We start from the raw sequence: 22,258 nt of genomic DNA on the forward strand, positions 1-22,258 counted from the left end.
TTGCTGACAAAAAATCTGCCCGGAAAGGCCAGATGTCTGCCAGAGAATAATTTGTTCACGCCAGTAGTCGGCACGTTGTTGTGATTTCATGATGGTACCTCTGTATTAAATGAACGCAGAGGTAGTGTTGCGCAGTCAATGGCTAAAAAACAGATGCTGATTTAAGGCCGCTTACGAACAACTTAATTTAGTGTCTGGTTTTTCTTGCCCACTCACCAGACAAAAACCCCAGTCGCGTAGGCGGTTGGGGTTTTTTGTTATCTACATTGTTTGGTTGTACGTTATGTTGGGTTCCATTGAGGCCACAAACGATAGGCTGTGATCTATTGGCCATGCTCAGTGAGTTCAGTCTCATTTTCCTGCGGCGCTACCTGACCGGCTTTCTGTTTGCCAAATAGCCAATAAAGTACCGCCGGTATCACCAGTCCGACAATCCAAGAGATATCAGTACCTAACCAGGTATATAGCGCACCGGTATATAACGCCGAGTCAAGGAATGGGATCTGGATTAAAACGCCTAAGAAATAGATACCGATACCGAAAAAATTCCAGCGCCCGTAGCAGCCATCAGGATCCATCAAAGCAGCGTTATCATAGTGCCCCTTGGAAACAAAGTAGAAACTGACAATATTGATCGCTGCCCAAGGGGTGAAGAAGGTCAGTAAAAACAGCAAAAATGCTTTGAAGGCCCGAAGGAACTCATCTTTTGCCAAAAATGCCAGACAGGTGGAAACTGCGACAATAAAAATCACAACCGCCAAGCGCTGGTAACGATTATGACTGATTTGACGGCGGAAACCGCTGGCAATGGTGGTCAAACACATCAAACTGCCGTAAGCGTTCAGCGTAGAGATGGTTATCTTGCCAAAGGCAATGCTGAAATAGAGTAGTGCAGCCATAACACCACTGGCGCCTAAACTGACAATGTAGCCCACTTCGTTACCGGCAAAATGGCTGCCTGCCAGCGCTGCGGCAAAGACCCCTAGTACCATCGAGATTTGTGAACCGAGCACCGAGCCAGACCAGATCGCCAGAAAAATTTTGCTCGATGAAGTATTGCTGGGTAGATAGCGCGAGTAGTCGGAAGCATAAGGCGAGAATGAAATTTGCCATGATGCGGAGAGTGAGACCGCAATCAAAAAGCTATGCCAGGAAAAATGGCGATTTTCCAGCAACAGTGAAACATCATTGACCAGTAGCAGACGCACAAACAGATAGCTGAAAGCAATAATGCCAAATATCGTGGCAATACGACCCAAACGGTGGATAAAACGGTAACCGATCATCGCAGAGGTAATGATGATGGCAGCAAAGGTCAGGATACCGGCGGTATTGCTGATATGAGCCAACTGTGAAATGGCTTGCCCAGCCAGCACTAGCCCAGTGGTGTTGAAGCCCATATAGAGCACGCAAACTAGCACGATCGGGATCGATGCCCCCAAGACGCCAAACTGTGCTCGGCTACTTACCATCTGTGGCAAGCCCAGTTTTGGCCCCTGCATACCGTGCAGCGCCATGATTGCACCACCAATCAGTTGCCCGATCAGCAATCCGATGATTGACCAAAAGGCATCACCACCCAACACGACGGCCAACGAGCCAGTGACAATTGCCGTAATTTGCAGATTGGCACCAAACCAAAGGGTGAATTGGCTGAACGGTTTGCCGTGCCGTTCATTTTCTGGAATGAAGTCTATGACACGAGCTTCGATCAATGGGGGAGTTTTTAGCGTTGTCATTATTACCTTCAAAATAGTGTGGTTGTTTAGAAAAAGAGTAATAACATGAAAACAACTTATTACAAATTATTGGGTGTCCATCGTTGTGGTAAATGTGATTTAACCGACAACTCTTAATGCACGATTACCACTTCTGCTTTCAGGTGCTCTGGAGTAGAAAATAAAACTTCAGGTAGAATCGAGCAGATTAATCCATCGTATATTCTGACTTATTGGCACCAGCGTGTAATTAAATAACCTGAATGCAGTGTTTATTAACCGGGGCAGCTATTAGCGTTGCAGAGCATGTTCCAGTGCTTGCATAAAGTGCGAGTTATCCTGCTGGCTACCGACTGAAACACGTAAATATTGGCAATAACCCGCTTCTGTCCAAGGTTTAATAATTACCCCCTGTTGGAGTAGCGACTGATTAACGCTGTCAGCGGCTAGTGGGCTTTCGAAAAAAATAAAATTGGCCAGTGATGGGATCGGGTTTAGCCCTAAGCGCTCGCGTAGAAATGTCTCCATACGTTGGCGTTCAGCGCGTACATGTGTGACGCTCTGGGTTAAATGCTGCACATCGGCGAGCGCGGCAACAGCAGCCGCTTGCGCACAGCGGTTGACATTAAATGGTGTTCGCAGCCGGTCGATCAGTTGTGCCAGGCCAGGATCACTGGTGATGCCGTAACCGATACGCAGCCCGGCGAGTGCATAAGCCTTAGAAAAGGTTCTTAGCACAATAAAGTGGCACTGGCTGTTTTGCAGCAGTTGTAGCGCGTCTGGATAACCGGCTTCACCATTGGCATATTCAAAGTAGGCTTCATCAAAAACCAGCAGTGTGTGTGCCGGGAGGTGATCGATAATGTACTGCAACTCGCTGCCAGTTAGAGCCGATCCAACTGGATTAGAGGGCGAAGAGAACATCAGTAGCCGGGTTCTTGGTGTCACTGCTGCCATTAACGTTTGCACATCGATACGCATATCACTGCCCATAGGGACGCCAATGACCTGAGCGCCTGCGGCTTGTGGGTAGATGATGTGCAGACCAAATGAGGGCAGGATAGTGACAACGTGATCACCATGATCGAGAAACACGCGACAGATGATACTGAGTAGATCTTCAGAGCCATTACCAAATACCAACCGTTGCTCATCGATTGCCAGTTTGTGTGCCAATGCAGTACGTAACAGACTGCAGGATTGATCCGGGTAGAGTGCTGCCAGAGGTGCGGCAGCAGTGAGTGCTGCCAATGCATTGGGAGAGATCCCCAACGGATTTTCATTACTACCCAATTTAGCAACACGTGAAACAGCGTATTTCTGCTGCACTGCCTCAATCGATAGCCCAGCATTGTAAGCCGCCAAAGCTTGAACTTCACAACGTGCAAATGTGCTTGAATAATACATAAAACAACTTCCTTTTGATTGAAATAGTGCTTTATGGACAAAGCGAACGTCACAACACTCACCGCAACGGAAATGTGCTCTTTGCTCACTTGGCTCAGCCAGTTATCCTGGCTGGTAGCAAATCAGCGCCGGCGTTCGCCAATGCTCTGTATTAGATAGTTGTTAACATATACTCGTATAGACAGGTAAGGGCAAGTTGGTGGTTTTACGTAACCTAAAATTAACAAAGTGGAGTATTCTTTTTGCTAAACAAAGCATTATTGTTAACAACCATGCTAATTGATGGTATTTCTGGTTTTTTAATGTGAAAAATAAGTAAAAATCAGCATAAGATAGGGCGAATTTTGCGTTGTAAGTCACATTTTATTTACATCGCATCATGGTGATCGATACTGCTGGTAAGTCAGAAGTCAGAAGTCAGAAGTCAGAAGTCAGAAGTCAGAAGTCAGAAGTCAGAAGTCAGAAGTCAGAAGTCAGAAGTCAGAAGTCAGAAGTCAGTTGAGTCAACACAGTGATATTCCCCCATGCTTGTCAGTGCGCGGGGGAACGGGGTGTAGCATTAACGGCTGTTGGTTGCATCACTGACACTAGCGTGTTGCAGTGCGGTTTCAATTGGTGCCGACTGCTTTTTTTTGTGTGACAGTGGGATCGGGAGCCGTTGTGACAGAATGACGCCCAGCAGGGTGATGCCACCGCCAATCAGATGATAGGTCTGTAGATGTTCATGTAGGAACAGTACGGCGATAATGGCAGTAAATACCGGCGCTAAGTTCATGAACATCGAAGTGGTATTAGCTCCCAAGCGCATCACCCCTTGCACCCAGAGATAGGGAGCTAAAATCGATGCTGGAATACCGGCAAACAGCACCAGCGGAAGATTGTCGCTGTTGAGTTGCACATTCTCGGTGAGCAGGAAGTTTGGCAGCATCAGCGCGACACCGAACAGGATCTGAACATAGATTGATTGCCAGTTAGCTAGCGGTATTGCCCAACGCTTGGTCAGTACACCATACAACGCATAGGAGGCGGAGGCACCAAACATCAACAGCTCACCTTTGCCGATGCCATGTTCTAGTAGCAGCGCCGGTTGCCCAGAACTGACCAGCCAGACCAGGCCGCTGAGCGAAACCAATCCCCCCAGTATGATCCCGACGGTGGGTGCCACACTGAGCACAAAAATGCTAATCACTACCGTCAACAGTGGGATTAATGAAGTCAGGATACCCATAAACAGCGCACTGACGCTGTGTGCTGCGTAGTAGGCCAAACTCTGGTAGAGCACCATACCCAGCAAACCGAGGATCATCAGTTTCCACCAGTAAGCACGCACGGTTTGCCAATTGCGCACTACCGCAGGCAGAATAAAGGGAGTGAGCACCAGTAGTGCCAGTGCCCAACGATAGAAGGAGATCGCAGCAGGATCGATCGCGGTAGCTGAAACTTTACTCACCACGGAGTTCATTGACCAAATCAGTACTGCCATTAAAGGAAACAGCGCATTCATGCTCATTATTCTCGTTCAGATATTACAGATTGGTTAGTCTACCTGTGTCTGATTTATAATATATAGCGATAATCAGACAAAATTTTACGCAATCAGGACAACTTTACTTATGGCTGAAACCCGTCGTTACCTCACCGCAGATGTTAAGGCACCGAAGACGCTCTGTTTTCGCAGTGAAGAAACCAATGCTGATACTGAATACCTGCCGCACAGCCATAGCTGGGGGCAACTGATTTGTGTGAAAACCGGTGTGATCGCCCTGAACATTGCCGGACAGCGTTTTCTGGCCCCGCCAGAGTTTGCTGTTTGGCTACCGGCTGGAATGGAGCACTCCAGCTACAACCGCAAACCAGCACTGTTCCGGAGTGTCAATATTGCTAATTCATTGTGTCAAGGTTTACCTCGCAAAGCGGGACTGATTACATTATCACCGCTGTTTAGCGCGATTGTTGAACATTGTCTGGCACGGAAAATCTTGGAACCGCAAAGCGAAGAGGAGTTACGTCTATGCCTGGTATTGGTTGATCAGTTGCGTATCGCTCCGATCCAGCAGACATATTTGCCGACCTCACAAGACAAATTTCTGGCACCAATCTTAGAAGCATTAGAGCGAAACCCTTCAGATAACACATCGTTAGCAGCTTGGGCTAAACGTGTCTACACCACCGAGCGTACCTTGTCGCGCCGTTGTCAGCAGGAGCTGGGTATCTCCTTCAGTGAGTGGCGACAACGGCTGCGTTTTCTCCATGCCATTGCGTTACTGGAACAGGGCAAAACAGTACAAGAGGTGGCACTTGAGGTTGGCTACAGTTCCGCCTCGGCGTTTATTGCTATGTTTCAGCAGATTGGTGGTACTACGCCCGAACGTTTTCGTCGTGGTTAACCATGTTGGGTTTCTGCCCAATCAATGGCACACTGTGGCAGCGTTTGGTCTCAGTTGCGGAGAGAGATGTGAAGATCCTGGTAGATGAAAATATGCCCTATGCGGCACAACTGTTTGGTGGATTGGGCAAGGTGCTAGCGGTGCCAGGGCGGCCAATTCCACGAGATGAATTAATCGATGCCGATGCGCTGATGGTGCGCTCAGTGACCGAGGTCAATCAGTCGCTGCTGGCGCATACCCGTGTACGCTTTGTTGGCACAGCGACTGCGGGAACGGATCATGTCGATCAGCAGTGGTTGCAACAGGCTGGGATTGGCTTCTCGGCGGCACCGGGCTGTAACGCAATTGCCGTGGTGGAGTATGTGTTTTCCGCGCTGCTGCAACTGGCAGAGCAACAAGGATTCCAACTGCGTGACAAAACGGTAGGCATTGTCGGTGTGGGTAATGTCGGTAACCGATTACATAACCGACTGAAAGCATTGGGAGTGAATACCCTGCTTTGTGATCCACCACGTGCTGATAACGGTGACAGTGGCGAGTTTTTGCCCTTAGCAACGCTGGTGGCGCAAGCGGATATCTTAACCTTTCACACCCCATTACACCTCAGTGGCCGTTATTGCAGCCAACATCTGGTTGATGCTGATCTGTTGGCAGCGTTGCCAGATAAACGCATTCTGATTAATGCTAGCCGTGGGGCGGTGGTTGATAATGCCGCATTGTTACACGCGTTGGAACGCGGCAAACAGCTCTCGGTGGTGCTTGATGTTTGGGAACCAGAGCCTGATTTGAATGTCGCGCTGCTCGATCGCGTTGCCATCGGCAGCGCACATATCGCGGGTTACACCCTAGAGGGCAAAGCCAGAGGCACTACACAGGTATTTGAAGCCTTTACTCAATTTTTACAGCAACCCCAGCAGATCGCACTGTCTTCGCTACTGCCGCAGCCAGAGTTTAGCCGACTACGCTATAACGGCGGATTAGATGAGAGCCAGTTAAGGCGATTGATCAACTTAGTGTATGATGTGCGCCGCGATGATGCCGCACTGCGTCTGGTTGCCGGGCAGGCAGGGCAGTTTGATCGCCTGCGCAAGCAGTATCAGGAGCGCCGCGAGTGGTCTTCACTGCAGGTAGAGTGCGATAACAGCAGCACGGCGGAATTACTACAGCAACTCGGTTTCACGGTGATGTGATGCGTGCTGGTCAGTTACTATTTAATCAACGATAACTATCGAACGGTTTTGGAGAAAATCATGTCTGAAGGCTGGAATATTGCGCTGCTCGGCGCGACAGGCGCCGTGGGTGAGGCGCTACTGGAGCTACTGCAGACACGTCAGTTTCCAGTGGGTGAACTGTTCCTGCTCGCCAGTGAACGTAGCGCGGGTAGTCGCTTGCAATTTAATGGCAAATCGCTACTGGTACAGGATGTGGAGCAATTTGACTGGTCGCAGGCGCAACTGGCATTTTTTGTCGCAGGAGCAGAAGCGGCTGCCCGTTATGGTGACGAAGCGGCTAACATGGGTTGTTTGGTAATCGACAGTAGTGGTTATTTCGCGTTAGATCCAGAAATCCCGCTGGTAGTACCGAGTGTTAATCCACAGTTACTGGCTGACTATCGCAACCGCAACATCGTCGCGTTAGCTGATGGTATGGTCAGCCAATTGTTAACCGCTATCCAACCAATTATCGAGCAGGTCGGCGTGGCGCGTATTCAGTTGACGTCGCTAATGCCAGTGTCTGTGCATGGTAAAGCGGCATTGGAAGATCTGGCTGGGCAGAGTGCGCGTTTGCTGAATGGTGTTCCAGTAGAGTCACCACTGTTCAGCAAACAGTTGGCGTTCAACCTGCTACCGTTACTCAGTGATCAGCAGGGAAGTGTCGCTGAAGAGCGGCGAATTGTGGAGCAAGTGCGTAAAATCCTTCAGGATGCGGGGCTAGCAATCTCGGTTAGTTGCATCCAAGCGCCGGTATTTTATGGCCATGCACAAATCGTGCAACTGGAACCACTACAACCGATGGCGTTGGAACAAGCACACGCGCTGTTGGCTGCTGCTGATGATCTTTGCCTGAGTGATGAAAATGATTTTCCAACGCCAGTCACTGAAGCTGTTGGTCAAGATCAAGTGACGATTGGATGTCTGCGACAGGATTATGGCATACCGGAACTGCTGCACTTCTGGTCTGTGGCTGATAATGTGCGTTTTGCGGGGGCGATAATGGCGATCCAGATTGCGGAACGCCTGCTACAGGAGCAGAGTTACTGATGTCGCCCGCACCAACGATCAAAATTGCCTTAGGTGTTGAGTATGATGGCAGTCGCTACTATGGCTGGCAGCGTCAGCGCGAAGTAGCCAGCGTACAGGCTTGCCTGGAACAGGCATTGAGCAAAGTGGCGGATCAGTCTGTGACCCTGTTTTGTGCCGGGCGTACTGATGCCGGGGTTCATGCGACCGGGCAGGTGGTGCATTTCGACACCACGGCCAGCCGCCAACCTGCAGCTTGGACGATGGGTGTCAACAGCCATCTACCGCCTGATATTGCGGTGCGATGGGTAAAACAGGTTGATGCAGATTTTCATGCTCGTTTCAGTGCAACTGCACGGCGTTATCGCTACATTATCTACAACCACCGCTACCGCCCGGCTATTTTGCAACAGGGGGTGACTCACTGCTATCACCCACTCGATGCAGCTCGGATGCAACGTGCAGCACAGGCACTACTGGGCGAGAACGACTATAGCGCCTTTCGTGCGGTACAATGCCAGTCACGTACCCCGTGGCGCAATATCCAACATCTGACGGTAACACGTTATGGGCAATATATTGTGGTAGATATCAAAGCGAACGCCTTTGTTCACCATATGGTACGTAACATTGTCGGCAGTTTGCTGGAAGTCGGCTATGGCAATCAGCCTGAGCAGTGGATTGCTGAACTGCTGGCCGCGAAAGACCGCTCACTGGCGGCAGCAACAGCGCCTGCAGCTGGACTTTATCTGGTTGCAGTGGACTATCCAACTGATTTTGGGTTACCACAACTGCCGCTTGGGCCACTGTTCTTGGCTGACAATACAACCGAGCAGGTTGAGACCTGCCTAAGTGGGAAGGTGTATGGAACTGATTAAGTTTTTAATCGATTTTATTCTGCATATCGATTTGCACCTTGCTGCGTTGGTCGCTGAATATGGTGTATGGGTCTATGCGATTTTATTCCTGATCTTGTTTTGTGAAACTGGCTTGGTAGTAACGCCATTTCTGCCAGGTGATTCGCTGCTGTTTGTTGCTGGCGCACTGGCAGCATTGCCGAGTAATGATCTCAACATCCATCTGATGGTGATTTTGATGATAACGGCAGCAATATTGGGTGATGCGGTGAACTATACTATTGGTTATCTGTTTGGTGAAAAATTATTCAGCAATCCGCAATCGAAAATTTTTCGCCGCAGCTACCTGGATAAAACGCACAGTTTTTATCAAAAGCACGGTGGCAAGACGATCATTCTGGCACGCTTTGTACCCATCGTGCGCACCTTTGCCCCCTTTGTTGCGGGTATGGGGCAGATGTCTTATCGTCAGTTTGCGCTCTATAACGTGGTGGGTGCGCTGATCTGGGTAGTGCTGTTTGCTTATGCCGGTTACCTGTTTGGTGATTTGCCGGTAGTGCAGCAAAATTTGAAGTTGTTAATTGTCGCGATCATCTTTATCTCGATGCTACCGGGAGTGGTGGAGGTTTGGCGTCACCGCGACAACGCCAAGCAGCGACATAAATCGTAAAAATCTATCGGCCTAAACAGTTTTTTATCTACAGTGCGCGGCTGATATGGTTTAATGAGCGCATTATTGTGGTCTGTTCCTGTGAACAGCCTAACGGTAGCAGCCAGATGGGCTATTTGCTACTGATTGAGCAGCTAGATGTTTCATCGGGCATGTTTTTCATGAACAGGGGGCTGGCATCTGCCAAGTTCAGACAGAAAGGTCATCAATGAGCTGGATTGAACGAATTCTTAACAAAAGTAATGTTACGCAAACCCAGAAAGTGAGTATTCCTGAAGGGGTGTGGACGAAATGTAATAGTTGTGGTCAGGTGCTTTATCGTGCTGAACTGGAGCGTAACCTTGAGGTGTGTCCAAAGTGTGGCCACCACATGCGCATGTCGGCGCGAGTGCGGTTGCGCAGTCTGCTCGATAAAGGCAGTGAAGTGGAGCTGGCCAGTGAACTGGAGCCGAAAGATGCTCTCAAGTTCAAAGATTCGAAGAAGTATAAAGACCGGTTATTAGCGGCACAGAAGGTGACCGGTGAAAAAGACGCCTTGGTAGTTATGAAGGGGACGCTTTATGGTATGCCGATTGTCAGTGCTGCGTTTGAGTTCTCCTTTATCGGTGGTTCGATGTCTTCAGTGGTCGGTTCGCGCTTTGTCCGTGCGGTTGAGCAGGCACTGGAAGATAACTGCCCGCTAGTTTGCTTCTCCGCCAGTGGTGGTGCCCGGATGCAAGAGGCACTGATGTCATTAATGCAGATGGCAAAAACCAGTGCAGCATTGGCGAAATTGCAAGAGCGTGGTTTGCCTTACATCTCGGTATTGACTGATCCAACCATGGGGGGGGTCTCTGCTAGCTTGGCAATGTTGGGTGATATTAACATTGCTGAACCGAATGCTTTGATTGGTTTTGCCGGCCCTCGAGTGATTGAGCAGACAGTGCGTGAGAAATTGCCACCAGGCTTTCAGCGCAGTGAGTTTCTGATTGAGAAAGGGGCGATTGATATGATTGTGCCTCGTCTGCAAATGCGCCAGAAACTGGCAGGCATCTTGGCTAAACTGACCCATCAACCGCAGCCGCAGTTTGATCAGGTTGAGCCGGTTGTTGAACAGGAACATCCACAAGACGAATAGCCGACAGCGTTGGTCAGATTTGTTGCTGTTAGCTGCCCAGCGCTGAACGCTGAATAGTGACTGACAAAAAGTGGCAAAACAAAACAGGTTTATTGACGCTGAAAAAGCGTTGATAAGCCTGTCGAAGGCACTAAGTATGTCGATAACAGTAACTGCATAGATACAATTAGCGTACAGACATGCTCAGCGTATAGATATCATCAATGCAATGAGTAGGGTGGCGACACGCAGAGCGCAACGGAACCGCCCAATCCACTCTTTTTTGCACCCAGGGAGAGGGCAAACAGCAACAATTAGCCAAGCGCAACCGGTTGGCTCAAACTTACTTATCTCCCCCCTTCGGGGCTATCGTTTGATAGATTATTAACCTAAGCCAGTGGTCAAATTGATGCAAACTCGCCAACCCCCTGCAGCCAACTCTTCGCTTAGCATTTGGCTGGATTATTTAGAGCGCTTACATAGTCAAGCGATAGAGTTAGGGCTTGAGCGCATTCAGCGCGTAGCAACACAGCTTGATCTGCTCAAACCGGCACCCACGGTTTTCACTGTCGCAGGCACCAACGGTAAGGGCACTACCTGTTGCACCCTCGAAGCCATTTTACTGGCAGCGGGGTTGCGAGTGGGAGTTTATAGCTCGCCACACCTGCTGCGTTATACCGAACGTGTACGCATTCAGGGCCAGGAACTGAGCGAAGTTGAACACTGTCGCGCACTGGCTCTGATCGAAGCAGGGCGAGGCGAAACCTCACTGACTTATTTTGAGTTTGGCACCCTCTCAGCGTTACAGCTATTTAAACAGGCCAAACTGGACGTGGTAATTTTGGAAGTGGGATTAGGTGGTCGCCTGGATGCAACCAACATTGTTGATAGTGATGTAGCAGTGATCACCAGCATCGCACTTGACCACACTGACTATCTTGGTGATTCACGTGAAAGCATCGGTACTGAAAAAGCCGGAATTTTTCGGCCAGCCAAACCGGCGATTGTTGGCGAGCCAGATATGCCGCGCTCGATCTTCACCGTGGCTGAGGGCTTGGGTGCTCCGCTCTACCGTTGTGGTCAACAGTGGCACTTCAGCCAGCAAGGAGATCGTTGGCAATGGCGGGCTGAGGAGACGCAACTGAGTGATTTGCCAATACCGCAAATACCGCTAGCGAATGCAGCAACTGCACTGGCAGCGTTGCATTATTCGCCGCTAGAGATTGCTGAACAGGCCATCTTTAGTGGTTTACAGCAGGCAAAGTTAGCTGGCCGTTTTCAGATGGTTGGACAACAACCGCGCGTGATCCTTGATGTTGCACACAATCCTCACGCAGCGGCTTACTTGGCTGAACAGTTGGCAAAACTACCGCGTCATGGCGGCAAAATCCGCGCAGTAATCGGCATGTTAGCCGATAAAGATATTGCCGGAACGCTGGCTTGTCTGAGTGGGCAGATTGATGAGTGGTATTGTGCTGGTCTGGCAGTACCTAGGGGCGCTACTGTTGAGCAATTGACTGCACACTTGCCAAATGCGCGATCTTTTACCGATATTGAAGCGGCTTGGCGTTGTGCGATGCAGCAAGCAGCAGATGAAGATATTGTTATTGTGTGTGGATCGTTTTACACCGTAGCACAAGTCATGACGTTATTAGATGGAAGGCGGGGTGTATAAGTGGCCAGTAAATTTCAAAATCGCTTAGTCGGCACGGTGATTTTGGTCGCCCTAAGTGTGATCATTCTGCCGAGTTTACTTGATGGCAAAAAGCAGCATTATGAGAATGAATTTGCGGCTATTCCACTGTTACCGAAACCGGGCGAAGTGCATGAATCATACCTTATCCCGCCAGCAAGCCAAGCATTGCCAGCACAGCCACCAGAAGGTGCTGCTGCACTGGTAGAACAGCAGGCTGCGGCTGAAATGGCAGCCCGACAGGCGATCAGCCAAAACAAAACACAGCAGACCACATCAGTGCGTCTACCGACGTCAAACGCCGGCACACAGCGCCCACCCAATAACAGCAAAGTAGCCAAGCCAGCGGAGATGCCGTCAAAGCTGCCAGCGAATACATCGGCTGAAGCGAAAAAAACAGCGAAACCACAGCCAGAAGGAGCCCCTCCTGCTGGGCGGGCTTATGTTGTACAGTTAGGGGCATTAAAAAATGCCGCTAAGGTTAATGAGATCATCGCATTACTGCGTTTATCGGGTTATCGGGCTTACACGTTACCAACCACGCCGATCCAAGGAGAAATCACCCGTATCTACGTTGGCCCTGATGCGTCAAAGCAGAAGCTACAAGCCGCACTTCCGGAGCTGAATGCCATCACTGGACTGCGTGGTGAGCTCAAGGATTACAGCGTCCCCTGAACTTTCCCTCGTTTCTCAATTCAAGCAATGGCTGGTGAGCAATCGCTAGCCATACTGGCTGTGCCGGCCAGTTTCCATTTTGCTGATATCTGGTTCTACTTCATTACGCTGCTGTTCAGACATTTTTAGCAGGCAAACAACCAAGCCCATCTATCGGAACTGTTACCACTGATGCTCTCCAGTTGAACTGCTGGTATGACCTTGGCTCTGTGTAAATCTATGGCTAGCTTGTGTACTTGATGGTGCGAGCGCTACAGCAGCCACTTTCAGTAATATTACTTCGATATTATCATCTGGGATTGTTAAGTAATTACCAATTTTTTTATCGTTTTTTTTAGGGTTTAGTTAGCGAGATGTAATGTAACGAAAGAATTATTGATTAATATATTTTATTTATTTTTTCGAGTTATCGGGACGATGCTTTATTCTGATTTATAAAAAACAACTGAAAACATATCATTAAAAAAAGTCAATTTTATTTATATGTTTTTTGTTGCAGAAAAAATGGCGTTACTGACTGTTGTGATTGAAAAAACAAATTGAACTCTATGTACCTATTGGCATAAATGTTTTGCCATTTTGCTATCTATTGAATTCATTACCTGTACAGGAAACAGTACAAAAGCTAGATAAAAATGAAATTAAAAACATTTTGTAACATCAGCAATGTGGGTTATTATGCCACGCGTTGCCGATTTGCTTGCAATGGTGTTTGAGTTTTAATCGGTTGGGGTTGCCCAATTGACTGCTTGTTCGAGATAAAACACTGAACTGTGCTACAACAGGTTGGTAATTAAAGAGCAAGTTGATGGAGCAAAGGTAGTGCAAATGTAGTGTTCTGCTGTTGGATCGTAGCATTTGTGTTTGCTGAGAGTTGGGTAATCAGAGGGCTGTGTCTACGTTATCGTTGGCTTGTGACTGGTGATTTTTTGTGGTTACTAGCGGGTTTTTGTAGGATTACTACGCAATCACCTGACTGCGTCCAGTGATGTTACGGGTAATAAGGCTCAGTTTATTTGCAGAGAAAACAATGAGTAAGTACTAGTCTGGGAATTCTCTGTAAATTAACATATGACCTAATGCGGGATTTATTGTTAGTCATTTTGCGGAAGCGCGGTGCTTGTCAGCGTGGCATAACCCTCAATAATGGCGCAACCGTTACTGGCAACGGCGGTCTCCAGCCGCTCTTGGTGACAAGGGAGGGTTGCGACAGTAAGTTTAGCTATTGGTGAGCTGTTATGGTTGTGGCAACAAAAGTATACAACCATAGTAGTAAAAAGTGCGGTTTACCCGCTATCAACAATGACAGTGATGATAGCCGGCAATAACAACCAGCCAAAACAACGGATAACAAATTTCGTTGAATACCAACGCAATGAATAATAACGGCAACGTAAGCGGTATCTGTTTTCATTAACTATACGCAGAAGTGCAAGTGAAAGGTGACGGGATGAATCAACGGAGTGACCGCCCCTCATTTGCGGTTATGGTGTGATATGGGGATAGATGACAAAGAGTAATAAATTGTTTTACTTCCCTATTTTGGAGAATTTTCCTTGATTAGCGTTCTTCTCGTTGATGACCACGAACTGGTGCGCGCAGGGATCCGACGCATTCTTGAAGATATCAAAGGAATCAAAGTTGTTGGTGAAGCACAATGTGGCGAGGATGCCGTGAAGTGGTGCCGCAGCAATAGTGCTGATATTGTGTTGATGGATATGAATATGCCAGGTATCGGCGGCTTGGAAGCCACGCGCAAAATTGTGCGCTATTCGCCAGATACTAAGATTATTATGCTGACGATCCATACTGAAAGCCCGCTCCCTGCCAAAGTGATGCAGGCGGGTGCAGCAGGTTATTTAAGTAAAGGTGCCGCGCCACAAGAGGTGATTAGTGCCATTCGTTCCGTGCATGCGGGGCAGCGTTACATTGCCTCAGACATTGCGCAACAGATGGCGTTGAGCCAGCTACAGCCTCAGGCGGAAAACCCATTCGCCAGCTTGTCTGACCGCGAGTTGCAGATTATGCTGATGATCACCAAAGGCCAGAAGGTGAATGAGATTTCGGAACAACTGAATCTCAGCCCGAAAACGGTCAATAGCTACCGCTATCGTATGTTCAGCAAGCTGAGCATCAATGGTGATGTAGAACTGACTCATTTGGCGATCAAACATGGTTTGTTTAACGCGGAGACATTAGTAACGAGTGAGTGAAGGTTTCGATGCTCAGGCATTTCTAAAAACGGTCACCAGCCAACCGGGCGTCTATCGGATGTACGACTTGGCTGGTACTGTCATCTACGTTGGCAAGGCAAAAGATCTGAAGAAACGCCTTGCCAGCTATTTCCGCACACAACTATCCAGCCGCAAAACTGAATCACTGGTTAAAAACATCGCGCAGATCGATGTGACTGTCACGCACACCGAAACAGAAGCATTGATACTTGAGCACAACTACATCAAGTTATATCTCCCACGATATAACGTGTTGCTGCGTGATGATAAATCCTATCCTTACATTTTGCTCAGTGCCGACCAACATCCGCGCTTGAGCGTGCATCGTGGTGCTAAACAGATCAAAGGTGACTACTTTGGCCCGTTTCCCAATTCCCATGCTGTACGTGAAACATTGGCACTGCTGCAAAAGTTATTCCCGATCAGGCAGTGTGAAAACAGCGTTTACCGTAACCGCTCGCGTCCCTGTCTGCAGTACCAGATTGGCCGTTGCTTGGCTCCTTGTGTGGCTGGCTTAGTCACTGAAGAGGAATATCAGCAACAGGTTGAGTATGTGCGGCTGTTTCTATCGGGAAAAGATCAGCAGGTACTACATCAATTGATTGAGCGTATGGAACAGGCGAGCAGACAACTGGCATTTGAGGAGGCAGCACGCATTCGTGATCAGATCCAAGCGGTACGCCGGGTGACGGAAAAACAGTTCGTCGCTGGGAACGGGGAAGATCTGGATGTGATCAGCGTCGCTTTTGATGCTGGCATGGCCTGCTTGCACGTGCTATTTATTCGACAGGGCAGTGTGTTAGGTAGCCGCAGCTATTTCCCGAAAGTGCCTGTAGGAACTGAATTGAGCGAAGTGGTGCAAACTTTCGTTGGCCAGTTCTACCTGCAAGGTAGCCAAATGCGCACGCTACCAACGCAGATCCTGCTGGACTTTGCACTGCCTGAAAAAGCGTTACTGGCAGCATCACTGAGTGAAATTGCTGGGCGCAAGATCGATATCCAGAGTAAGCCGCGTGGTGATCGGGCGCGTTACCTGAAATTGGCACGCACCAATGCAGCCACTGCGTTAGTCAGCAAACTTTCGCAGTACGCCACGGTTCATCAACGGCTGACTGCATTGTCTGAGTTGCTCAAATTAAGCGAAATCAAACGGATCGAATGTTTTGATATCAGCCACACCATGGGTGAACAGACCGTCGCCTCCTGCGTTGTATTTGATAACAATGGCCCACTGCGTGCTGAATATCGGCGCTACAACATCGTCGACATCACACCAGGTGACGACTACGCTGCGATGGCACAAGTGTTGAAACGACGTTATGGCAAAGAGCTGGATGAGAAGAAAATTCCTGATCTGATTGTGATTGATGGTGGCAAAGGGCAACTGGCCATGGCAATGGATGTTTTTCAATCGCTGAATGTAAAGTGGAATAAAGAGCAGCCGCTGCTGATCGGTATTGCTAAGGGGAGTGACCGCAAAGCTGGGTTAGAGACGCTGTTCTTACAACCACAAGGCGAGGGCATCGCCTTAGCGGCGGATTCACCGGCACTGCACCTATTGCAGCACATCCGCGACGATGCACACCACCATGCAATCACTGGCCACCGCCAGCGGCGCGCCAAAGTAAAAAGTAGCAGTGCGCTTGAGCAGATCGAAGGGATTGGGCCAAAACGCCGCCAGACTTTGCTCAAATACATGGGGGGACTACAGCCGCTGTTAAACGCTAGCATTGAAGAGATAGCCAAAGTGCCTGGTATTTCTCACGCCTTGGCAGAAAAAATTCACAATGCATTGAAACAGTGAAGCCAATGTTGCAACATAGAGCCAATTCACTTTTAGGCCAGATAGCTATCCAAGCATGATGCAATTGAACATACCCACATGGCTGACCCTCTCGCGCGTGGTCATGATCCCACTGTTTGTTTTGGTATTCTACTTACCATTTGGTTGGGCACCGATGTTATGCGCGCTCATTTTTGTTTTTGCGGCAATCACTGACTGGTTTGATGGTTTTCTGGCACGGCGCTGGAAACAGACCACCCGCTTCGGTGCTTTTCTTGACCCCGTAGCAGACAAGGTCATGGTGGTGGTGGCACTGGTGCTGGTGGCTGAGTATTACCACACATGGTGGATCACACTACCGGCTGCCACTATGATTGCACGCGAAATTATTATCTCATCACTGCGTGAGTGGATGGCGGAACTTGGTAAACGCAGCAGCGTCGCAGTATCCTGGATTGGCAAAGTGAAAACCACGGCTCAGATGATCGCGTTGATCGGTCTACTGTGGCGCCCTAATATTTCAGTGGAATATGCCGGTATCGTGTTGTTATATATTGCGGCGGCACTCACCTTCTGGTCGATGTTCCAGTATCTATATGCTGCACGTCATGACTTACGTGATTGAACCACTTTCGGTACATCAATGGTTGAATTCGTTGCGCTGTCGGCATCATGTTGCGACATAGCTGTGAGGTCGCGATTGTGCCCTGAGCACACAATTGTGTTGACTGAAGCCTGCTGATCAGTAAAATGCACAGCACCAAATCGCTAGGGTTAGTGAGTAACCTAGTCACCTTCAATGCGGGAATAGCTCAGTTGGTAGAGCACGACCTTGCCAAGGTCGGGGTCGCGAGTTCGAGTCTCGTTTCCCGCTCCAAGTTTTCTTACACAGTGAACCGCCAAGTGCCACAACTCATTGAAAAAACATTTCACTGAACAGCAGTAAACTGAAAACCAGCCACAAACACCCTCATCCACACAAAACAAGTACATCTTTAAGTACCTCTAAAAGTGGAGTGCAGACAGTGTGGATTGTTGCTGTAGTGCCCCTTGCTGTACAGGCAAGAATTTTTCTCCCCCTGCACAGGAGAAAGACCGATTGCCCTTTCAGACACTATCGTTTGCCAGTCATGCCTCACGGGCAAAAACTACACCCTCACGGACACAGACGGCCTGTTACTGTGCGTCACCGAACTCTGGCTCTTCCGCTTCTGCTGGCAAGGCAAACAACAACGCATCTCGTTTGGCACTTACCCCACAATAGACCTCAAAAAAGCCCGATCATTACGTCAGCAGGCCCATGACCAGCTTATGAATGGCATTGATCCCCGTTTAGGTAAGCAGCGCAAACCATAAAAAGCCAACCCAACAGAAATCCCTATTGCTGACAGCGCCCAGCACAGGAAAACCTTCAAACTCAAAAAAACACTCATCCCGCATCTAGATCGCATGCTACCGACATCGTTTTACTCCCTTGTTGCCCGGTCAAACACAACCTGCGCCTATTTGGTGCTCAGCAACCTTAAAGCCTCTTCTGCTTGCTCTTCATCCCTCGTTTTCTATATATTGGCGATGATAAATTTTTTCGACATTGGTGTGATTTCTCGTCGTGACTGGCTCCATACTGACCATCAAAGATGTGATTCATTACCTTAAAGTCAACAAGCGGACCATTTATCGCCTAGCCGCAAGCGGCGAACTACCGAGCTTTAAGGTGGGCAACTCTTGGCTGTTCAAACAAAGTAAGCTGGAGCACTACATCTCTTCCCAACACAACCGTGCAAATATCGGTGAATCAAATAAATCTAAAGATAACTAGGAATTCAGTCCCATGGCTCAACTTGAACATATTGAAATAATTAAAAAACGCCAGTGGAAATCAGCTGATACCTTGCGTGTTAACTCTGAACTGGCTAGTAATGAATATTTTTTGCCGGTAATGGGATTGATCTTCTTACGCTATGCCTACAGTCGATATTTATTGGTACCCAAACTGATGCGTGGCAAGCTGACCGTGCAAATCAAGGAGTGGTCATGAATCGAGTGCAAGCCCAACAATTACTGCGAACGGCGTTGGCAAACCCAACCGCTGAATTTCGGGATGGCCAGTGGGAGGCCATTGATAGGTTGGTTAATGATCAGCAAAAGCTGCTTGTTGTGCAGCGCACTGGTTGGGGTAAAAGCTCGGTTTACTTTATCAGTACCAAAATATTCCGCGATCGGGGGATGGGGCCGACTATTATCGTGTCACCTTTGCTGGCCTTGATGCGTAATCAGATTGAATCAGCGCAGCGGTTGGGCATTGTCGCTGTAACTATGAACTCTACCAATTCAAATAATTGGCCAGCGGTGACTCAATCCATATTGGATAACCAAGTCGATTGCTTGCTGATTTCTCCTGAGCGCTTGGCTAACGACAGCTTTATGGAAACTGTCTTGCAGCCGATTGCCAACCGTATAGCTTTGATGGTGATTGATGAGGCACACTGTATCTCCGACTGGGGCCATGACTTCCGCCCCGACTATCGCCGAATTGTCAATATCCTGCGTCAGTTGCCCGTCAATACACCAGTACTCGGCACAACAGCTACCGCCAATAATCGGGTGATAGAAGATATTCAAACCCAGCTAGGCGATATCCAGATCATCCGTGGTTCATTGACCCGCGAAAGCCTTGCTTTGCAAACCATGGTGTTGCCCGATCAGGCATCGCGTTTGGCCTGGTTAGCGCAGGTGATACCTACTTTGCCGGGTACTGGTATCGTCTACACCCTAACGGTGCGAGATGCCGAGCAAGTAGCGCAATGGTTGTGTAATAACGGTATTGATGCTAAGGCTTACCACGGAAGTGTTCAGGCCGAAGGCTTTGGTGACAGTAATTTGTACCGTGACCATCTGGAAGATCTGTTACTCCACAACAGGATAAAGGTTTTGGTGGCTACTACTGCCTTGGGCATGGGCTACGACAAGCCAGATTTAAGTTTTGTTATTCACTATCAGGCCCCAGGCTCTATCGTTGCCTACTACCAGCAAGTCGGTCGAGCTGGGCGTGGTATTGACTATGCGGTGGGTGTGTTGATGTCCGGCGTGGAAGATCAAGATATCCACGAATTTTTTAGGGAGTCGGCATTTCCATCAGAAGATCATGTCCACGAAATTTTGCAGATACTTGAAGAGAGCGATGGCCTTTCTCTTCGTGGCATTGAAGAGCAAACCAACCTGCGGCATGGTCAAATTGAGAAAGTGCTTAAACTGCTGAGCGTGGAAAACCCAGCCCCTGTAATCAAAGACGGCAGGCGGTGGGTCAGAACGCCAGTTTGTTATCAAATGGATCATGCCCGTATTGCCCATCTAACAGGGCAGCGTGTTCAGGAATGGCAGGAAGTCCAGGCATACCTTGCTGATGCCACTTGCAAGATGACCTTCCTGCGTCGAGCTCTGGATGACCTTGATCAAACGTCCTGTGGTCAATGTTCATCTTGCCTCGGTTTTCCGGTAATCAATGTTCCTGTTGATCCCATTTTGGCTCATCAAGCAGGCACCTTTCTTAAACATGCTGAAGTGGTGATTGAGCCAAAAGTACAAGTAGCAGCCAATGCATTTGTACAATATGAATTTAGAGGCAACTTACCGCAGACCCTTCGTGCACAGAAGGGGCGGGTCTTGTCTCGCTGGGGTGATGCCGGTTGGGGAGGCACAGTTGCTGATAACAAACATGTTGGACGTTTTAGTGATGACTTAGTGGAGGCAATGGCAGAAATGATTCTGGAGCGCTGGCTACCGGATCCTGCCCCTCAATGGGTTTGCTGTGTGCCGTCACGTAATCACCCTAAATTAGTGCCGGATTTTGCTCGACGATTGGCTGCTCGGCTAGGTTTACCGTTCATGGATGCCGTACATAAAGTGGGAGACAATCAGCCACAGAAAAGCCAACAGAATCGTTTCTATCAATGTCGGAATCTGGATGGCGTATTTGCGATAGACCAGCTACTACCTATACCTAATTCACCAGTTTTATTGGTAGACGACATTGTGGATTCTGGCTGGACGCTGACGGTCATCGCGGCACTATTACAACAGGCAGGTAGTGGCGAGGTGTATCCCGTTGCACTTGCGTCCTCTTCGGTGAAAGACTCATGAATGTATCCAGCTCATTGTCAACCATAGCACAAGCGACTTTGTTGCTGACCAGTTACTTTTCGAAAACCAGTAGCGAAGATGCCAAGCCGCTTACTAACGCGGAGTGGGGGCGTTTTGCTTTGTGGTTAAAAGAAAAATCCACCACACCTGCCGAACTGTTGGTCACCGATCCAAAAGCTTTACTCCACGGTTGGTATGACGCGCGAATCAGTGTGGATAGGATCGTTCAATTGCTTAATCGCGGGCATAGTTTGGCAATCGCTATGGAAAAATGGCAAAGAGCGGGTCTTTGGGTTGTAACTCGTTCTGATCCTGATTATCCATGGCGCTTAAAGCAGCGACTTAAAACTGATTCTCCCCCTGTATTGTTTGGTTGTGGTAATAGAGCGTTATTGAATACTGGAGGTTTGGCTGTAATTGGTTCTCGCAATGCTAATGACGCAGACCTTATATTCACTAATGAGCTGGGTGCCAAAGCCGCGCTAGAAGGGATTACTATCGTTTCTGGTGGTGCTCGCGGAGTAGATGAAACTGCGATGTTGGGGGCCATGAAGCAGGGCGGTGGTGTCATCGGTGTAATGGCTGACAGCCTGTTAAAAGCTGTCACCAGTAGTAAGTGGCGAAAAGGCTTGATGGATGATCATGCCGTGTTGGTATCACCTTTCCACCCTGAGGCTGGCTTTAGTGCTGGTAATGCCATGGCGCGGAATAAGTACATTTACTGCCTAGCCGACACTGCTTTGGTGGTTCATTCCGGCAAGAAAGGTGGCACACTCAATGGTGCAGAGGAAAACCTGAAAAAAGCTTGGGTACCGTTGTGGGTTAAACACACGACGGATAAAGATGCTGCTAATGCCGATTTGGTAGCCAAAGGTGGTCGTTGGTTGGATGCTAATGCTCAAACCTTAACTATTGCTGATTTAATGAGAAATAACGGGGGCCATGCAAATCAGGTAAAGGAAGATCAAGTTGATCTCTTTTCCATGCCAGCGCAAACTGAATTGTTTGCAGAGTCTAAGTTCGCATTAGAAAAAGAAACTACTGAAGCAAAGCGAAAGGTGACGAGCATTGAAGAGAAAATTGTTAACATTACGCCGTTGGAAACAGTTGCTGAAATAAATGAGCCGTTATCAATCTCTGTCGATTTCTATCAGTTATTCATTACTGAGCTTCAGCGATTAGCGTCAACTCCTATTGCTGTCGATGACCTTATCAGTCTAACCGGTCTGCATAAATTGCAATTAAATAATTGGTTGAAACGAGCCTTGAGTGACGGTGTAGTGAAAAAACTCAATCATCCTGTACGTTATCAAGTACAAGAAAAGTCATAGCGGGATTCAAACATGGCTATGGCAGAG

At 48.6% G+C, this 22,258-nt stretch carries 20 protein-coding genes and 1 tRNA gene; 17 read left to right on the top strand and 4 right to left on the bottom strand.

The features are described 5' to 3' along the window. From tnpA to EOJ37_RS11850, 4 genes are all read right to left on the bottom strand, one after another. A partial coding sequence (gene tnpA / locus EOJ37_RS15090) for an IS66 family insertion sequence element accessory protein TnpA (RefSeq protein ID WP_420820638.1) occupies positions 1 to 90 on the bottom strand: 90 nt, incomplete at its 3' end. Positions 91 to 323: 233 nt separating this feature from the next. Further along, complete coding sequence (locus EOJ37_RS11840; RefSeq protein ID WP_127960118.1) at positions 324 to 1,739, bottom strand: purine-cytosine permease family protein; 1,416 nt, start codon at positions 1,737 to 1,739, stop codon at positions 324 to 326. Between the two features lie 270 nt (positions 1,740 to 2,009). Continuing rightward, entirely contained in the window at positions 2,010 to 3,125 is a 1,116-nt protein-coding gene (hisC, locus tag EOJ37_RS11845) for a histidinol-phosphate transaminase (RefSeq protein WP_127960119.1), read from the bottom strand. A gap of 559 nt (positions 3,126 to 3,684) precedes the next feature. Next, positions 3,685 to 4,629: a DMT family transporter gene (locus tag EOJ37_RS11850; protein ID WP_127960138.1), complete on the bottom strand. Its 945-nt coding sequence runs from the start codon at positions 4,627 to 4,629 to the stop codon at positions 3,685 to 3,687. Positions 4,630 to 4,738: 109 nt separating this feature from the next. Here EOJ37_RS11850 and EOJ37_RS11855 point away from each other — a divergent pair, with 109 nt between their 5' ends. The 17 genes from EOJ37_RS11855 (at position 4,739) to EOJ37_RS11935 (ending at position 22,231) form a co-directional block, all read left to right on the top strand. Continuing rightward, a complete protein-coding gene (locus EOJ37_RS11855; protein WP_127960120.1) occupies positions 4,739 to 5,512 on the top strand; it encodes an AraC family transcriptional regulator in 774 nt (257 codons plus the stop codon). Between the two features lie 68 nt (positions 5,513 to 5,580). Then, positions 5,581 to 6,702 carry a 4-phosphoerythronate dehydrogenase PdxB gene (gene pdxB / locus EOJ37_RS11860; protein WP_127960139.1) on the top strand — a complete coding sequence of 374 codons (1,122 nt, stop codon included), beginning with the start codon at positions 5,581 to 5,583 and terminating at the stop codon, positions 6,700 to 6,702. Between the two features lie 60 nt (positions 6,703 to 6,762). Further along, positions 6,763 to 7,773, top strand: coding sequence for an aspartate-semialdehyde dehydrogenase (locus EOJ37_RS11865; protein ID WP_127960121.1), 1,011 nt, complete (start codon positions 6,763 to 6,765; stop codon positions 7,771 to 7,773). Beyond that, complete coding sequence (truA, locus tag EOJ37_RS11870; RefSeq protein WP_127960122.1) at positions 7,773 to 8,630, top strand: tRNA pseudouridine(38-40) synthase TruA; 858 nt, start codon at positions 7,773 to 7,775, stop codon at positions 8,628 to 8,630. The genes EOJ37_RS11865 and truA overlap by 1 nt, the downstream gene beginning before the upstream one ends. Further along, positions 8,617 to 9,279 (top strand): DedA family protein, encoded by a 663-nt coding sequence (locus EOJ37_RS11875; RefSeq protein ID WP_127960123.1) that lies wholly within the window; start codon positions 8,617 to 8,619, stop codon positions 9,277 to 9,279. Before truA ends, EOJ37_RS11875 begins: the two co-directional genes overlap by 14 nt. Positions 9,280 to 9,487: 208 nt before the next feature. Next, positions 9,488 to 10,396: an acetyl-CoA carboxylase, carboxyltransferase subunit beta gene (gene accD / locus EOJ37_RS11880; RefSeq protein ID WP_127960124.1), complete on the top strand. Its 909-nt coding sequence runs from the start codon at positions 9,488 to 9,490 to the stop codon at positions 10,394 to 10,396. 388 nt (positions 10,397 to 10,784) lie between these two features. Then, positions 10,785 to 12,050, top strand: coding sequence for a bifunctional tetrahydrofolate synthase/dihydrofolate synthase (folC, locus tag EOJ37_RS11885; RefSeq protein ID WP_127960125.1), 1,266 nt, complete (start codon positions 10,785 to 10,787; stop codon positions 12,048 to 12,050). Then, on the top strand, positions 12,051 to 12,743 hold the full coding sequence (dedD, locus tag EOJ37_RS11890) for a cell division protein DedD (RefSeq protein WP_127960126.1): 693 nt from the start codon (positions 12,051 to 12,053) through the stop codon (positions 12,741 to 12,743). A gap of 1,556 nt (positions 12,744 to 14,299) precedes the next feature. Continuing rightward, the gene (gene uvrY / locus EOJ37_RS11895; RefSeq protein ID WP_127960127.1) at positions 14,300 to 14,956 is read left to right on the top strand and encodes a UvrY/SirA/GacA family response regulator transcription factor; all 657 of its coding nucleotides are present in this window, start codon (positions 14,300 to 14,302) and stop codon (positions 14,954 to 14,956) included. Then, positions 14,949 to 16,781 carry an excinuclease ABC subunit UvrC gene (gene uvrC / locus EOJ37_RS11900; RefSeq protein WP_127960128.1) on the top strand — a complete coding sequence of 611 codons (1,833 nt, stop codon included), beginning with the start codon at positions 14,949 to 14,951 and terminating at the stop codon, positions 16,779 to 16,781. The genes uvrY and uvrC overlap by 8 nt, the downstream gene beginning before the upstream one ends. Positions 16,782 to 16,839: 58 nt before the next feature. Next, positions 16,840 to 17,385 carry a CDP-diacylglycerol--glycerol-3-phosphate 3-phosphatidyltransferase gene (gene pgsA / locus EOJ37_RS11905; RefSeq protein WP_127960140.1) on the top strand — a complete coding sequence of 182 codons (546 nt, stop codon included), beginning with the start codon at positions 16,840 to 16,842 and terminating at the stop codon, positions 17,383 to 17,385. Positions 17,386 to 17,561: 176 nt separating this feature from the next. Next, positions 17,562 to 17,637, top strand: a tRNA-Gly gene (locus EOJ37_RS11910). A 173-nt stretch (positions 17,638 to 17,810) separates the two neighbouring features. Next, a complete protein-coding gene (locus EOJ37_RS15095; protein WP_127960129.1) occupies positions 17,811 to 18,116 on the top strand; it encodes an Arm DNA-binding domain-containing protein in 306 nt (101 codons plus the stop codon). Positions 18,117 to 18,369: 253 nt separating this feature from the next. Next, on the top strand, positions 18,370 to 18,579 hold the full coding sequence (locus EOJ37_RS11920; protein ID WP_127960130.1) for a helix-turn-helix domain-containing protein: 210 nt from the start codon (positions 18,370 to 18,372) through the stop codon (positions 18,577 to 18,579). A 12-nt stretch (positions 18,580 to 18,591) separates the two neighbouring features. Next, a complete protein-coding gene (locus tag EOJ37_RS11925) occupies positions 18,592 to 18,798 on the top strand; it encodes a hypothetical protein (RefSeq protein WP_206194056.1) in 207 nt (68 codons plus the stop codon). Continuing rightward, positions 18,795 to 20,900, top strand: coding sequence for a RecQ family ATP-dependent DNA helicase (locus EOJ37_RS11930; protein ID WP_127960131.1), 2,106 nt, complete (start codon positions 18,795 to 18,797; stop codon positions 20,898 to 20,900). The genes EOJ37_RS11925 and EOJ37_RS11930 overlap by 4 nt, the downstream gene beginning before the upstream one ends. Continuing rightward, a complete protein-coding gene (locus tag EOJ37_RS11935; RefSeq protein WP_127960132.1) occupies positions 20,897 to 22,231 on the top strand; it encodes a DNA-processing protein DprA in 1,335 nt (444 codons plus the stop codon). Before EOJ37_RS11930 ends, EOJ37_RS11935 begins: the two co-directional genes overlap by 4 nt. Positions 22,232 to 22,258 lie beyond the last annotated feature (27 nt).

It is taken from the genome of Serratia microhaemolytica, from assembly GCF_004011885.1.
GTDB lineage: Bacteria > Pseudomonadota > Gammaproteobacteria > Enterobacterales > Enterobacteriaceae > Serratia_G > Serratia_G microhaemolytica.

Excerpts from the sequence above, each read along its gene's own strand:
- EOJ37_RS11840 (WP_127960118.1), bottom strand. The coding sequence starts at position 1,739 with ATGACAACGCTAAAAACTCCCCCATTGATCGAAGCTCGTGTCATAGAC.
- hisC (WP_127960119.1), bottom strand. The coding sequence starts at position 3,125 with ATGTATTATTCAAGCACATTTGCACGTTGTGAAGTTCAAGCTTTGGCG.
- EOJ37_RS11850 (WP_127960138.1), bottom strand. The coding sequence starts at position 4,629 with ATGAATGCGCTGTTTCCTTTAATGGCAGTACTGATTTGGTCAATGAAC.
- EOJ37_RS11855 (WP_127960120.1), top strand. The coding sequence starts at position 4,739 with ATGGCTGAAACCCGTCGTTACCTCACCGCAGATGTTAAGGCACCGAAG.
- EOJ37_RS11865 (WP_127960121.1), top strand. The coding sequence starts at position 6,763 with ATGTCTGAAGGCTGGAATATTGCGCTGCTCGGCGCGACAGGCGCCGTG.
- truA (WP_127960122.1), top strand. The coding sequence starts at position 7,773 with ATGTCGCCCGCACCAACGATCAAAATTGCCTTAGGTGTTGAGTATGAT.
- EOJ37_RS11875 (WP_127960123.1), top strand. The coding sequence starts at position 8,617 with ATGGAACTGATTAAGTTTTTAATCGATTTTATTCTGCATATCGATTTG.
- accD (WP_127960124.1), top strand. The coding sequence starts at position 9,488 with ATGAGCTGGATTGAACGAATTCTTAACAAAAGTAATGTTACGCAAACC.
- folC (WP_127960125.1), top strand. The coding sequence starts at position 10,785 with ATGCAAACTCGCCAACCCCCTGCAGCCAACTCTTCGCTTAGCATTTGG.
- pgsA (WP_127960140.1), top strand. The coding sequence starts at position 16,840 with ATGCAATTGAACATACCCACATGGCTGACCCTCTCGCGCGTGGTCATG.
- EOJ37_RS11925 (WP_206194056.1), top strand. The coding sequence starts at position 18,592 with ATGGCTCAACTTGAACATATTGAAATAATTAAAAAACGCCAGTGGAAA.
- EOJ37_RS11930 (WP_127960131.1), top strand. The coding sequence starts at position 18,795 with ATGAATCGAGTGCAAGCCCAACAATTACTGCGAACGGCGTTGGCAAAC.
- EOJ37_RS11935 (WP_127960132.1), top strand. The coding sequence starts at position 20,897 with ATGAATGTATCCAGCTCATTGTCAACCATAGCACAAGCGACTTTGTTG.